Annotated in this window: 14 protein-coding genes; 4 read left to right on the top strand and 10 right to left on the bottom strand. The window is 38.1% G+C overall.

Translation table 11 applies throughout. The features are described 5' to 3' along the window. The first annotated feature begins 39 nt into the window (after window positions 1-39). The 3 genes from tatC (at window position 40) to tatA (ending at window position 1339) form a co-directional block, all read left to right on the top strand. Window positions 40-780, top strand: coding sequence for a twin-arginine translocase subunit TatC (tatC, locus tag ACFQU5_RS02285; protein WP_390284290.1), 741 nt, complete (start codon window positions 40-42; stop codon window positions 778-780). A 19-nt stretch (window positions 781-799) separates the two neighbouring features. Beyond that, complete coding sequence (locus ACFQU5_RS02280; RefSeq protein ID WP_390284288.1) at window positions 800-1027, top strand: twin-arginine translocase TatA/TatE family subunit; 228 nt, start codon at window positions 800-802, stop codon at window positions 1025-1027. Between the two features lie 129 nt (window positions 1028-1156). Next, window positions 1157-1339 (top strand): twin-arginine translocase TatA/TatE family subunit, encoded by a 183-nt coding sequence (tatA, locus tag ACFQU5_RS02275; RefSeq protein WP_390284286.1) that lies wholly within the window; start codon window positions 1157-1159, stop codon window positions 1337-1339. 47 nt (window positions 1340-1386) lie between these two features. Here the strand turns inward: tatA and ACFQU5_RS02270 are convergent, their stop codons facing one another. Further along, window positions 1387-2934, bottom strand: coding sequence for an acyl-CoA carboxylase subunit beta (locus ACFQU5_RS02270; protein WP_390284284.1), 1548 nt, complete (start codon window positions 2932-2934; stop codon window positions 1387-1389). A 3-nt stretch (window positions 2935-2937) separates the two neighbouring features. After that, complete coding sequence (gene mce, locus ACFQU5_RS02265; protein WP_390284696.1) at window positions 2938-3351, bottom strand: methylmalonyl-CoA epimerase; 414 nt, start codon at window positions 3349-3351, stop codon at window positions 2938-2940. A gap of 124 nt (window positions 3352-3475) precedes the next feature. Here mce and prli42 point away from each other — a divergent pair, with 124 nt between their 5' ends. Continuing rightward, window positions 3476-3568: a stressosome-associated protein Prli42 gene (gene prli42, locus ACFQU5_RS02260; RefSeq protein ID WP_390284282.1), complete on the top strand. Its 93-nt coding sequence runs from the start codon at window positions 3476-3478 to the stop codon at window positions 3566-3568. A 16-nt stretch (window positions 3569-3584) separates the two neighbouring features. Here prli42 and ACFQU5_RS02255 read toward each other — a convergent pair whose 3' ends face one another. From ACFQU5_RS02255 to ACFQU5_RS02220, 8 genes are all read right to left on the bottom strand, one after another. Next, a complete protein-coding gene (locus ACFQU5_RS02255; protein ID WP_390284280.1) occupies window positions 3585-4595 on the bottom strand; it encodes an aromatic acid exporter family protein in 1011 nt (336 codons plus the stop codon). A 139-nt stretch (window positions 4596-4734) separates the two neighbouring features. Beyond that, on the bottom strand, window positions 4735-5175 hold the full coding sequence (locus ACFQU5_RS02250; RefSeq protein ID WP_390284278.1) for a BrxA/BrxB family bacilliredoxin: 441 nt from the start codon (window positions 5173-5175) through the stop codon (window positions 4735-4737). Between the two features lie 66 nt (window positions 5176-5241). Next, complete coding sequence (meaB, locus tag ACFQU5_RS02245) at window positions 5242-6324, bottom strand: methylmalonyl Co-A mutase-associated GTPase MeaB (protein WP_390284276.1); 1083 nt, start codon at window positions 6322-6324, stop codon at window positions 5242-5244. A 5-nt stretch (window positions 6325-6329) separates the two neighbouring features. Next, window positions 6330-8480, bottom strand: a complete 2151-nt coding sequence (scpA, locus tag ACFQU5_RS02240; RefSeq protein WP_390284274.1) for a methylmalonyl-CoA mutase — start codon at window positions 8478-8480, stop codon at window positions 6330-6332. Then, complete coding sequence (locus ACFQU5_RS02235; RefSeq protein WP_390284272.1) at window positions 8477-10174, bottom strand: methylmalonyl-CoA mutase family protein; 1698 nt, start codon at window positions 10172-10174, stop codon at window positions 8477-8479. Before ACFQU5_RS02235 ends, scpA begins: the two co-directional genes overlap by 4 nt. A gap of 216 nt (window positions 10175-10390) precedes the next feature. Beyond that, window positions 10391-11707 (bottom strand): dihydrolipoamide acetyltransferase family protein, encoded by a 1317-nt coding sequence (locus tag ACFQU5_RS02230; RefSeq protein WP_390284270.1) that lies wholly within the window; start codon window positions 11705-11707, stop codon window positions 10391-10393. A gap of 14 nt (window positions 11708-11721) precedes the next feature. Further along, window positions 11722-12705 carry an alpha-ketoacid dehydrogenase subunit beta gene (locus ACFQU5_RS02225; RefSeq protein ID WP_390284268.1) on the bottom strand — a complete coding sequence of 328 codons (984 nt, stop codon included), beginning with the start codon at window positions 12703-12705 and terminating at the stop codon, window positions 11722-11724. Further along, window positions 12705-13655: a thiamine pyrophosphate-dependent dehydrogenase E1 component subunit alpha gene (locus ACFQU5_RS02220; RefSeq protein ID WP_390284694.1), complete on the bottom strand. Its 951-nt coding sequence runs from the start codon at window positions 13653-13655 to the stop codon at window positions 12705-12707. Before ACFQU5_RS02220 ends, ACFQU5_RS02225 begins: the two co-directional genes overlap by 1 nt. Window positions 13656-13790 lie beyond the last annotated feature (135 nt).

The raw sequence follows: 13790 nt of genomic DNA, 5'->3' as shown, positions 1-13790 counted from the left end.
TTATTTTATTTTTGTAATCTTTTGTATGGGGGTGAAAATATGGAGGATAAAGAATTTACATTAGTAGAACACTTAGAAGAATTACGTAAACGACTTATAATTATTAGTATAATTTTCGTCATCACACTATTAATAGGTTTCATATTCGCACCTGATATTTTACAGTTCTTAAAATCGCAAGATGTTGCTAAACACGTTGATTGGAACGTATTTGGGTACACTGATGGTATATCCATCTATGTCAAGTGTGCGCTTCTTGTTGCAATATGTTTCACTTTACCAGTCGGGATGCATCAGCTTTGGCAATTTACAAAACCTGGATTAACTAATAAGGAAGCAGCTAGCGCTGGAACATTTATCCCTGCTGCGTTCATCCTATTTTTAATAGGTGTTTCATTTAGCTACTTTATTTTGTTTCCACTTATGCTAAATTTTATGTCGAATATTAATGAATCTATCGGTGCAACCGAAACTTACGGGATGAAGCAATATTTTACACTTATGTTTAACCTGCTAATTCCAGTAGGTCTTGTATTTGAACTGCCAGTTGTTATCCTGTTTTTAACAAAGTTAGGAATAGTCACTCCTGCTCGTTTACGAAAAATGCGAAAAGTTGCATACTTTATCTTAATTGTGGTTGGGGTTATGATTTCTCCACCTGATTTTGTTTCAGATTTCTTAATTATTATTCCATTGTTGCTTTTATTTGAAATAAGTATTATAGTTTCGGAGAAAACTTATAAAAAGCAATTAAAAAATGCTGAAGAAGTTACACACTAACTTTTAAGGAGGTTCTCTTATGTTACAATCCATTGGAGTACCGGGATTAGTTATCATCCTGGTAATTGCGTTAATCTTATTCGGACCATCTAAACTGCCACAACTTGGTAAAGCAGTTGGACAAACTTTAAAAGAATTTAAAAATTCTACAAAAGATGTTGTCGATGATGTAACTGGTGAGTTCAAAGAAGTAAAAGAAGAGTTCACATTAGTAGATAACAAAAAAGAAGACAGTGCAAAAAAATAATTCCTATCAAACATAAAAACGTTTGTCCCCTCTAGATACTAGTGAGATCCTTATGTGCCATTATTATCTAGAGGGGATTAATAGGAATTATACTTTCTAAGCAGCTGTTCAAGTCGGAGGAAAAATCTCATGTTAAATTCAATCGGAATTCCTGGTTTAATCATTATTTTAGTGATAATCTTAATCATCTTTGGTCCTTCTAAGCTACCAAAATTAGGACGCTCGATTGGTGAATCGATGAAAAACTTCAAAGATTCCACTAAAGGTGTTTTAGACGACGAAGAAGACAATAAAAAAGAAGAAAAAATGTAATATAAAAGAGTTGTCCCAATTCAATTTGGAACAACTCTTTTACTTTTTTATAGCGGGATATTTCCGTGTTTTTTCGCTGGTCTTGTTTCCTCTTTGTTTGAAAGCATGTCTAAAGCTTGTATCAATTTGATGCGAGTTTCACGAGGATCGATAACGTCATCTACCATGCCACGCGAAGCGGCTACATATGGATTGGCAAATTTATCTTTATATTCTTCTATTTTTGCCGCACGAGTTGCCTCTGGATCTTGTGATTTGGCAATTTCATTTGCAAAAATAATATTCGCTGCTCCAGCAGCACCCATTACAGCAATTTCAGCATTTGGCCAAGCAAATACTAGATCTGCACCAATGGCTTTTGAGTTTAATGCGACATATGCCCCGCCATATGCTTTCCGTAAAATAACTGTAATTTTTGGAACTGTCGCTTCTGAATAAGCATATAAAATTTTTGCCCCATGTCGGATGATTCCACCATGCTCTTGTTTTACACCTGGGAAGAAACCAGAAACATCCTCGAATGTGATAATCGGTATATTGAAGGAATCACATGTGCGAATAAAACGAGATGCTTTATCTGACGAATCAATATCTAAACCTCCAGCAAGTGCTTTAGGTTGGTTACAAACTAGTCCAACAGACTCCCCAGCAATACGGGCGAAACCAACTACGATATTTTTTGCAAACTCAGAGTGGACCTCCATAAATGAACCTTCATCTACTACTTGTTCTACTACTCTACGAACATCGTACGGTTTTGTTGGTTCAATTGGTACATAGTCGATGATATCTGGACGATAATCATCAGTTTGTGGTCTTGGTTGCTTTGGTGCTTTTTCTTTATAACTTTGGGGTAGATAACTTAGTAATCTACGAATTTGTTCAATAGATTCTTCTTCGGAAGGTGCACGGAAATGGGCATTCCCACTAATGGAGTTATGCACTTTTGACCCACCCAAATCTTCGGAAGAAATTTTTTCGCCTGTTACAGTTTCGATTACTTTTGGTCCAGTAATGAACATTTGTGAAGTCTTATCAACCATTAAGATGAAGTCAGTAATTGCTGGTGAATAAACTGCTCCTCCAGCACAAGGCCCCATAATTACCGAAATTTGAGGAATAACCCCTGAATAGATTGAATTGCGGTAGAAAATATGACCATACCCATCTAACGATAGTACCCCTTCTTGTATACGAGCTCCACCTGAATCGTTAATACCGATGAATGGCGTTCCATTTTTTGCTGCCAAGTCCATTACGGCAGCGATTTTCATGGCATGCATTTCACCAAGGGCACCGCCAAATACAGTAAAGTCTTGGGCAAATAGATAGACATTACGTCCATTAATTTTTCCGAATCCTGTTACTACGCCATCTCCTGGCCCAACTTGCATGTCCATTCCAAAATCGGTTGTTCTATGCGTGATAAATGGATTGATTTCTACAAATGTATTCTCATCAAGTAATAAGTCAATGCGTTCACGAGCTGTTAGTTTCCCTTTTTCATGTTGCTTTTCAATTCGTTTGTCTCCCCCACCAAGCTCGATCTCGCGCTTACGGTCATACATTTCGTTAATTTTTTCAAACATATCCATGGCTTATTTATCCCCTTTTCCACTTTTATCACAAAGTTCATATAAAACACCAAAAGAATCCTTAGGATGTAAAAAGGCTACTTCCGCTCCTCCTGCACCTGGTTGTGGTTCATCCGACAGAATCCGAACCCCTTTTTCTCTTAATTCCTGCATTCTCTCACGAATGCCAGTTACCCCAAAAGCTAAGTGTTGTATACCTTCTCCTCGTTTTTCAATATGTTTATAGATTGCGCTTTCCTCGCTTGTCGGCTCCAATAATTCAAGCTTAACATTACCAGCATCTACAAATGCTACGCGAACATGCTGAGACGGAACTTCTTCAATTTTCAGTAATTTCAGTCCAAGTGTTTCCGTATAATATGTAACTTGCTCATCCAAGTTTTTAACAGCAATACCAATATGATCGATTTTCTCCACCATAGCTCCCCCTCTGTTATAGTACATATATATTTTAACTAATTTGAAAACAATTCGCTACGTACTTGTGTTATTTTTTAAATTTGATAAACTTAAAAATAAGAAACAAAGGAGAGAAAAGAATATGAGTAATAAAAAATTTCAAAAAGTCGTTGTATATAGTATGATAGCTATTATGGTAATCTCTACTTTAGCATTTGGACTATCATTCTTCTAAATTCTGCCCTTTGCGATTACACCTCATCTGTAATCGCCTTCTTTTTTCCCTTTTTCTTAAATCCTTTAAATGACTGTTTAATCATTAGATACTCATCCATCTCTTCAATAAATTGATAAAGTGATGCCATTGCAAGGAATTTTTCATGCGTTTCCGGGTTAGGCATTTTTGCAAACTCTTCTTTAACGATCTCTAATTTCTCTCTAAATCTCTTTGCGGTATTTCCGGAATGGACGTTTTCCGCTAAATCCTCCATAAACTCTGCTACTAATTCCGCCTGTTGTACCATAACAGGCAATGTTGTAATCTTTGGAAGTACTCGTTCAATAATCTCAAATTGCTTCTCACGCATATCAAAATAAAGATAAAATTCATTTTGTTTACGCGTTAAATGATTTTCAACATCCTTGAAGGCTAAAGATTTTGCTCGATTTAGCAGATTCTCAGCTTCAATAATTTCCTTTCCATCCCAGGATGTATCTCCATTTCGCAAATACTTTACAACTTCTGAAAAAATTGAACGATAAATTGATTCTAATTCGTCGATATAACGTTCCAAATCCTTCTGATAATCACCCATATACATATTCACAGCAAGTGCTGTACCAAAGCCGATTGCCATTAAAGCTAGCTCATTTAAAAATAAATCGATTGTAAAATTAGCTTCTGAATAGACATGCATAATTATTACAACACTTGAGATAAAACCCGCCGAGACATTTATTGAGACAATTGTCGGAATAAATAATAGAATCATAATCCCAAGCACAATAGGATTGTACTCGAATGTTTCAAATAATAGATAGGCAAAAGCCATTCCTACCAAGCTAGCTACAAATCTTGTATACACTGCATGGACAGATTTCCTTTTGGTAGTCTGTATACAAAGTATTGTTAAAATAGCAGCAGAGGATGCAAATTGCAAATTAAAATAACTCGCAATTGCGATGGCAATTGTTGCACCTACAGCAGTTTTAATTGTTCGATAGCCGATTTTATACCTTTTAATATCGACTTCCTCCTTCAAACATCATGACAATAAAGTAGTATGAAGATTTAGATAATATAAAATAAAACTTGTCCTTAAAGCTATTGCTTTAAGGACTTTTTTACAATGAGTTACATATTTTCATCAGGAACTCTACTGATACTTACAAGATATTCGATTACACTTCTTCACAATATTCTTCGAAGTTGCCTTGAAGATTTGCAACAACCGACATCGGATCATGTCCTTCAATTTCATGACGACCAACATCAGCAACTACTTTTCCGTCTTTTAATAAAACAAATGCTGGTGATGATGGGATATGATTATCCCCAAAGAAATGACGTGCAGCAGCAGTCGCTTCCTTATCTTGACCAGCAAATACTGTTACTAAATGGTCTGGACGTTTATCATAATGAATAGCGTTCGCAGCTGCTGGACGTGCAATACCTCCTGCACAGCCACATACAGAGTTCACCATTACTAGTGTAGTTCCAGGACGTGCAAATGCTTCCTCAACTTCTTCCGGTGTTTTTAATTGTTCATAGCCAGCACCTTCAATTTCAGCACGTGCTGTTCTTTTAATCTCTTCCATAAATAAATCGTAATCCATATTCATGATTTATCGCTCCTCTCAACTATTCATTTTAACATAAAGCAATCAATTTGCAGATTATCTTGCTCTCTATGAAAACAATTTTGATACTCCCTGTGTCACAGTAATTTCTCCTTGCAGAATTGCCTCTTCAATCGACTTTACTTGACTTTTTCTATCCGAATTTTGGAAAAACGCATCAATCAATGTATCGCGAATCATTGTATGGAACCATTCTTTCGTTTGTTCGCGACGTCTTGCTTCCCAAATAGAAGTACTTTTAATGGTTGTTTCAAATTGGCAGATCATTTCCCAAACATCCGTCAAACCTGCTTTTTCTATTGAGGAAACTGGTAATGCTTTACTCATCCAACCTTTTGTTGCGGGTTGTAGAAAATGAAGAATTTGCATATATTCACGAACCGTCTTTCTCGCCTTTTGAACATTATCTCCGTCACTTTTATGAACTACTATACCATCAGCCAATTCCATAATGCCTTTTTTCATTCCTTGTAATTCGTCACCTGCACCTGTTAATACTAACAATAGGAAGAAATCAACCATCCCTCGTACATAAGTTTCGCTTTGCCCAACTCCAACCGTTTCAATCAGGATGACATCATAACCTGCAGCTTCACATAGAAGCATCGTTTCTCTGGATTTCTTATGCACTCCACCTAGAGTACCGGCGCTGGCAGAAGGTCGTACAAAAGCACTTTTATTACGACTCAATTCCTCCATTCGGGTTTTGTCTCCTAATATACTCCCCCCCGAAAGGGTTGAACTAGGATCGATTGCCAAAACTGCGACCTTCTTCCCCATATTACAAAGCATCGTACCAAAAGCTTCAATGAAAGAACTTTTACCCGCTCCCGGGACTCCGGTAATTCCTATTCGGATACTATGCCCCGTAAATGGGAGGAGCTCTTGCAGTAGCTTTTGAGCCTGTTCTTTATGCTCGTTATTCGAGCTTTCGATGAGGGTGATGGCTTTTGAAAGCGACGTTCGCTGTCCATTGCGCACTTCAATTGCTAATTTAGCAATATCTATTGGGTCCTGCTGCTTTTTCTTGAATTTTTTTGGTTTAATGGTCATCCCATCATGACCACCTTCTACTCCATGCCTGACATTTAATGCGCCCTTGTTTTCCTGCAAGTTTTCTTTTCGTTCCATTAAACTTACACTTCCTCATAGCCTAAACGTCGATAAATTTCTTCGATGATTTTTATTGCAGACACTGGAATAACTGTACCCGGACCAAAGATGGCTACAGCACCAGCATCATAAATAAATTGATAATCTTGAGCTGGAATAACGCCCCCTACAATGACAATTATATCTTTCCGACCAAGTTTTGCGAGTTCTTCAATTAGCTCAGGCACTAACGTTTTGTGACCTGCGGCAAGAGAAGATACGCCCACACAGTGGACATCATTTTCAACCGCCATTTGTGCTGCTTCTTCGGGTGTCATAAATAAAGGAGAAATATCTACATCAAAACCCAAGTCTGCATAGCCCGTTGCTACTACTTTTGCTCCACGATCGTGACCGTCTTGCCCCATTTTTGCAACAAGAATTCGGGGGCGGCGGCCTTCATTTTCCAAGAATTCTTCTGTCATTTGTTTTACTTCTCGAATTAATTCATCGTCCGAGAAATTAGATGAATACACACCGGAAATAGAACGAATTACTGCTTTATGGCGATCTGATACTTGTTCAATGGCATCTGAAATTTCACCTAGGGAAGCACGTGCACGAGCAGCATCAACTGCAACTGCTAATAGGTTTTCTTCACCTGTTTTTGCAGCATTCGTTAGGCGAGCTAGATGTTTTAGGACCTCTTCTTCATTACGTTCGGCTTTTAGCTTTTCTAATCGCTCAATTTGCTTTTGGCGAACAATAGAATTATCAATATCTAAAATGTCGATTGGTTCTTCTATATCTAACAGATATTTATTGACCCCGACGATTGTTTCTGATTTAGAATCAATTTTTGCTTGTCGTTTTGCAGCAGATTCTTCGACTTTCATTTTAGGCAAGCCCGTTTCAATCGCTTTTGCCATTCCACCAAGTTCTTCAATCTCCTCGATTAATATCCAAGCTTTTTCAATTAGTTCTTCAGTTAATTTCTCAACATAATAAGAGCCGCCCCATGGATCAATAACTTTTGTCATTGCCGTTTCTTCTTGCAGGAACAATTGAGTATTCCGTGCGATACGAGCAGAGAAATCAGTTGGCAGAGCAATTGCTTCATCAAGCGCATTAGTATGCAGCGATTGCGTATGCCCCATTGCAGCCGCATTTGCTTCAATTAATGTTCTCGTTACATTATTAAATGGATCTTGCTCAGTTAGAGACCATCCCGAAGTTTGAGAGTGTGTACGCAAAGCTAAAGACTTTGGATTTTTCGGATTAAATGTACTCATCATCTGTGCCCAGATACGGCGAGCAGCACGCATTTTTGCAACTTCCATAAAATAATTCATACCAATAGCCCAGAAGAATGAAAGCCTTGGTGCAAATGAATCAATATCGATGCCTGCTTTTAAACCTGTACGTACATATTCCAGTCCATCAGCTAAAGTGTATGCTAATTCGATGTCGTTAGTAGCGCCAGCTTCTTGAATATGGTATCCCGAAATCGAAATGGAATTGAATTTAGGCATATATTTACTTGTATACTCAAAGATATCCGCGATAATTTTCATGGACATCTCTGGTGGATAAATATATGTATTTCGTACCATATATTCTTTTAAAATATCATTTTGAATCGTACCTGCAAGTTGCTCCGGAGTAACACCTTGTTCTTCAGCAGCCACGATATAAAAGGCCATGATGGGTAATACTGCACCATTCATTGTCATTGATACAGACATTTGATCTAAAGGAATGCCATCAAATAGAATTTTCATATCTTCAATTGAATCAATGGCAACCCCTGCTTTACCTACATCCCCCTTTACACGAGGATGTGTGGAATCGTATCCACGGTGTGTAGCTAAATCAAATGCAACCGATAACCCTTTTTGACCCATCGCTAAATTTCGACGGTAGAATGCATTTGACTCTTCTGCCGTTGAAAATCCCGCATATTGACGTACAGTCCATGGTCGGGCAACATACATTGTTGGATATGGCCCCCGTGTATTTGGTGCAACACCGGAAACGTCATTTAAATGATTGAGATGTTCAATATCTTCCTTATTATAAAAATCTTGAACGTCAATTCCTTCATTCGTCATAAAATTGCGTTCTGATTGCAAGTGTTCATTTACTAAGACATCCTGTATTTGGACGGATTCGAAATTCGGCTTACGCTTACTCATTGTTGTACCCCCTTCAAGCTTTCAAAGATCTCCGTCAGCTTTTCAACAATATTTTGACCAGCAAATATAAAGCCATTTAAACCTTTAGCTAACCATGCTTCTTGTTCCTGTTTAAACCTGCCTGCTACATCTACTATTAAGGATTTAGGTTTAGTTTCAAGAATAAAAGGGACAAGCGTACTTGCATCCTCATCTTTTGCAGCAATGACTACATAATCACAATCAGCCTTTTCAATCCAGTCCTTCGCAGATTCAATGGTAAAAATATCACCTGACTTTTCGGGTACAATACCAGCAGTTGCAAAGAATCCTTCAACAAAATCTGCACGCGGTTTAAAGTCTTTTAATTTTCCGTATGTTAGAATGGCAATTTTCGGCTGAATCGTTTTATAATTCACTCGTAAATTTTCAAATGGAATCGCTAGACGCTTTATTTGTGCAAATTGGCCATTTGTCTCAGCAGGCACTTCATCAACTGGGTTTGCATAAATATTCGTCCCAATAAGCGAGTGTTTCCGAGTCTCCACCTCTTTTAGTCTACTCTTGTATACTTCATCTAAATCAGCTTTTAGCTTACCTGATTGGGTATATGCATCAATGCCCCCAACCTTCTCAATTTCTAAAAATAGCTCCCAAGCTTTTTCTACATATTCAGCTGTTAAAGCTTCTATAAAGTAGGATCCACCAGAAGCATCTAAAACATTTTCGACATATGATTCTTCTTTTAAAACTAATGAAACATTACGTGCGATTCGGATTGATTTTTCGGTTGGCTTTATTAAACAATCATGTGGATGTACAGTAAAGTAATCTGCCCCTCCGATTAAGGCAGCAAGCGCTTCGTTTCCAGCTCGTAATAGGTTTACATATTGATCTGCTTTTGTATAGCTTCTTAAAGAAGTCTCTGCCAACACAGGAATTGCGGTAGGCTTATCAACTTCGTACGCTTTTGTAAACGCTTTCCACAATACTTTAAAAGCTCGTAATTTCGCAATTTCAGAGAAGAACTGTGTATCGATGGCAAAGTTGACAAAGAATTTAGATGTTAAGCTTTCAAATCCGCCTTCTGCCTCAGCATATTTAGCTGCCAATGCCAGAGCCAATGCCAACTCTTGAATAGCATTTGCCCCTTCATAATGATAAGGAACCGTATTTACTGAATTTGTTCTTACATTCTCGAAACCATTTAATCTTAAGGGCTCATTTGAAACGATAAAGCCTTTTAAAGTTGGTTCATCTATTTTATTAAAAACATCCAAAATAGGGTCTAGTTTATTATCCACATATAGCTTGAACTGATTTTCAATTAAGTGTTTTGCTAATCGAATTAAATTTTCATCATCCCAACCAAAAGAAACTCCCTTGCTATCGATTGCTATACAATCATTTCCTCGCTCAATACTTTCTTGGAGTGAAGTGAAAAATTGTGAGGCAGTTTCTCCATATATTTGTTGTGATACTTTGATTCCATCTGTAGCCTTAAATGATCGAATCGTCGAAATCTGTTTTTCTAATTGTTCCCCTAATTTGTCCACTAACATTTCTTGCGTATAAAGAGGCTCTAGTATTACACCTTCAATTGTTTTAGTGAATAACGTTTCAAACGGTTTCCCCTTTAATGCTTTTATTGCCTCTGCTTTCCACTCATCATAAGTAACTGATGGAAATTGAATATCCTTCATTTGAATTGACATATTCTCGCTAAAAAGCTTCCCCCTTTAACTATTATCCCGTAGTAATGAGCTGTGGGACTCCCTCTTTAATGCCCCACTAAAATTAACAATAATTAGTTGAGCATGAGTAACTCAACTAATTAAAGTATCATTATTAATTTAATTCTACATTAGAAAAGCTTTCCAATAAAGTAAAAAAAGTAAAAGAAGCCTTATAAAACAAGGCTTCTTTTACTTTTAGTAGACGGACATCGTGTCTTTATTTGCATTTTCGAGAATATCTTTCACTCTATTCAGAAATTTCCCACAAATGAGTCCATCTAAAATTCTATGGTCAAGAGATAGGCATAAGTTTACCATATCACGTGCAGCAAACATGCCACCTTCCATAATTACCGGTCTTTTTACGATAGACTCTACCTGTATAATTGCAGCTTGCGGATAATTAATAATTCCCATCGACTGAACAGAACCAAATGAACCCGTATTATTTACAGTGAACGTCCCACCTTGCATATGCTCAGAACGAAGTTTTCCACTTCTTACAATAGTAGAAAGCTCATGAATCTCTTTTGCAATGCCTTTAATGGATTTTTCATCAGCATTTTTGATAACAGGAACAAATAAGGCATCTTCTGTTGCTACTGCAATAGAAATATTAATGTCTTTCTTTTGTATAATTTTGTCATCAGCCCAAACTGAATTCATCATTGGAAACTCTTTCAATGCCCTTGCAATTGCTTTAATGAAGAATGCAAAATAGGTTAAGTTAAATCCTTCTTTTCCTTTGAATTCAGTTTTGATGGCATCTCGATAAGCTACAAGATTTGTTACATCCACTTCCATCATCATCCAAGCATGTGGTACCTCTTGTGCGCTCCGCACCATATTTTTCGCAATTGCTCGGCGGACTGATGAAACGGGGATTTCAATATCATGCGCAGTACTTTCAAAAGCAACGGCATTTTCTTTAACTGTTGCTGTTTGCTTTTCTTCCACTTGTTGTACAGGTACAATTTGTGCCTTAGTGAAAGGTTCTGTCTGTGGTGTTTGGCCATTTTCTATAAGTTTCTGCAGGTCTTTTCTAGTAATTCGACCTTCTAAACCAGTACCTTCTACTTGTTGCAAGTCGATATTATGTTCCTCAGCTAATCGTAAAACAGCTGGTGAGTATCGTTTTTTTGAAGTTGAACTTGATACCGTCTTGGCTGGTTCCGCTTTTTCTGTTTGCACCTGATCAGTTGCATCTACGCTAGCTGAACTGACATTAGAATTTAGTGGCTGAACGGCTGTGGTATCTCCAATTGCCTCATTCGCTACATCAACAGAACAAATGATTGTGCCAACCTGTAATGCTTCGCCCTCTTTTGCTACCAGTTCTTTAATCGTCCCTGTATATGAGGAAGGAATTTCTGCATTTACTTTGTCAGTTACTACCTCTGCAATCGGATCGTATTTATTGACCTTGTCTCCTGGTTGGACTAACCATTTTTCGATTGTACCCTCGGTCACACTTTCTCCCAGTTGCGGCATTAAAATATTTTCAATAGACATCTAATATCCCCCTTTTAGAACGCAGCCAAGCTTCGCATTGCTTGTTCTATTTTTTCAGGATTAATCATGAAATATTTTTCCATTGTTGGTGCATAGGGCATAGCAGGAACATCAGGACCAGCTAGGCGCTTAATGGGCGCATCTAAATCAAATAAGCAATGTTCTGCAATAATTGCTGCTACTTCACTCATAATGCTACCTTCTTTATTATCTTCCGTAACTAATAATACTTTCCCAGTCTTGCTTGCTGCTTCAATGATTGCTTCTTTATCTAATGGGTAAACTGTGCGCAAATCTAAGATATGTGCTTGAATACCATCATCTGCAAGTCGCTCTGCAGCTTGGATAGCAAAATTCACTGCTAAACCATAGGTAATCACAGTAATATCGTCACCCTCGCGTTTTACTTCCGCTTTTCCTATTGGCAGTACATAGTCATCTGCAGGAACCTCACCTTTTATTAAACGATAGGCACGTTTATGTTCGAAAAATAGTACCGGATCTTCGTCTCGAATTGCTGCCTTCAATAAACCCTTTGCGTCGTATGGTGTAGAAGGAATAACAATCTTTAGACCTGGAGTACCAGCAAATAACGCTTCCACCGATTGAGAATGGTAAAGCGCTCCGTGTATTCCTCCACCAAAAGGTGCACGTATAACAATAGGACAGTGCCAATCATTGTTTGAACGGTAGCGAATTTTTGCAGCCTCTGACACAATTTGATTTACGGCTGGCATGATGAAGTCAGCAAATTGCATTTCAGCAATAGGACGCATTCCAACCATCGCTGCACCGATTGCAACCCCGGCAATCGCACTTTCTGCTAAAGGTGTATCAAGTACACGAGATTCTCCAAATTGATCATACAGCCCGGCAGTGGCCTTAAACACACCACCTTTGAGGCCAACATCTTCCCCTAATATAAAGACATTTTCGTCTCTTTCCATTTCTTCTTTCATTGCCATTTGAATTGCTTCAATAAATGAAATCACTGCCATCAGCTCTCTTCTCCTTCCTCGTACACATATTTCAGTGCATGCTCTGGAGTTGCATACGGAGCATTCTCCGCATAGTTAGTAGCGTCATTGACGATAGCCATCACTTTCTCATTAAGTTGTTTAAAATCGTCTTCTGTTGCTACCTTTGACTCTTTTAAATAGTTTTCAAATAACTTAATCGGGTCTTTGGCTCTACCTTCTGCAATATCCTCAGCCGTTCGATATTGACGATCGTCGTCATCTGATGAATGCGCTGTCAAACGGAAAGTAACTGTTTCGATCAAACTTGGTCCTTCCCCGCGTCTTGCACGATCAGCTGCTTCCTTTACCACTTGGTAGACTTCTAATGGATTTTTGCCATCCACTGTAACACCCGGCATTCCATAGCCGATCGCTCGATCAGATACTTTCGCACAACCTAATTGCTTTTCAATTGGCACAGAGATCGCATATTGATTGTTTTCAACCATAATAATGACTGGTAATTTATGAACACCTGCAAAATTAGCCCCTTCATGAAAATCTCCTTGATTAGTAGAGCCTTCACCAAGAGTTACAAATGCTAAATAATCTTGTTTTCTCATTTTACCAGCAAGTGCTACTCCTACTGCATGAGGTATTTGAGTCGCGACAGGAGATGAACCTGTTAAAATTCGATTTGTCTTTTGACCGAAGTGCCCGGGCATCTGACGTCCACCTGAGTTTGGATCCTCGGCTTTTGCAAACGCGGAAAGCATTAGATCCTTTGCTGTCATCCCAAAATGCAGCACAACTCCCATATCACGATAGTATGGAGCTATATAATCCTTTGTCTCGTCAAGTGCAAATGCCGCTCCAACTTGCGCAGCTTCTTGACCTTGACACGAAATGACAAATGGAATTTTGCCAGCGCGATTAAGCAACCACATTCTCTCATCAAGGCGTCTAGCCATTAACATTGTTTCATACATTTTGAGGACATCTTTATCAGATAATCCTAATTGCTGATGTTGAATTTTCACTTCTCCCACATAAAACATCCCCTTTCAATAAAGTGGAAAGCTTCATTTTACCACTATCATTCCATAACTGTAACTTGATATCGA

The organism is Ureibacillus sp. GCM10028918 (genome assembly GCF_042666115.1).
Classification (GTDB): Bacteria; Bacillota; Bacilli; order Bacillales_A; family Planococcaceae; genus Ureibacillus.
Note: the sequence above shows the minus strand (reverse complement) of the source record. Positions and strands in the feature narration are given on the sequence as shown.

Excerpts from the sequence above, each read along its gene's own strand:
- tatC (WP_390284290.1), top strand. The coding sequence starts at position 40 with ATGGAGGATAAAGAATTTACATTAGTAGAACACTTAGAAGAATTACGT.
- ACFQU5_RS02280 (WP_390284288.1), top strand. The coding sequence starts at position 800 with ATGTTACAATCCATTGGAGTACCGGGATTAGTTATCATCCTGGTAATT.
- tatA (WP_390284286.1), top strand. The coding sequence starts at position 1,157 with ATGTTAAATTCAATCGGAATTCCTGGTTTAATCATTATTTTAGTGATA.
- ACFQU5_RS02270 (WP_390284284.1), bottom strand. The coding sequence starts at position 2,934 with ATGGATATGTTTGAAAAAATTAACGAAATGTATGACCGTAAGCGCGAG.
- prli42 (WP_390284282.1), top strand. The coding sequence starts at position 3,476 with ATGAGTAATAAAAAATTTCAAAAAGTCGTTGTATATAGTATGATAGCT.
- ACFQU5_RS02250 (WP_390284278.1), bottom strand. The coding sequence starts at position 5,175 with ATGAATATGGATTACGATTTATTTATGGAAGAGATTAAAAGAACAGCA.
- meaB (WP_390284276.1), bottom strand. The coding sequence starts at position 6,324 with ATGGAACGAAAAGAAAACTTGCAGGAAAACAAGGGCGCATTAAATGTC.
- scpA (WP_390284274.1), bottom strand. The coding sequence starts at position 8,480 with ATGAGTAAGCGTAAGCCGAATTTCGAATCCGTCCAAATACAGGATGTC.
- ACFQU5_RS02235 (WP_390284272.1), bottom strand. The coding sequence starts at position 10,174 with ATGTCAATTCAAATGAAGGATATTCAATTTCCATCAGTTACTTATGAT.
- ACFQU5_RS02230 (WP_390284270.1), bottom strand. The coding sequence starts at position 11,707 with ATGTCTATTGAAAATATTTTAATGCCGCAACTGGGAGAAAGTGTGACC.
- ACFQU5_RS02225 (WP_390284268.1), bottom strand. The coding sequence starts at position 12,705 with ATGGCAGTGATTTCATTTATTGAAGCAATTCAAATGGCAATGAAAGAA.
- ACFQU5_RS02220 (WP_390284694.1), bottom strand. The coding sequence starts at position 13,655 with ATGTATGAAACAATGTTAATGGCTAGACGCCTTGATGAGAGAATGTGG.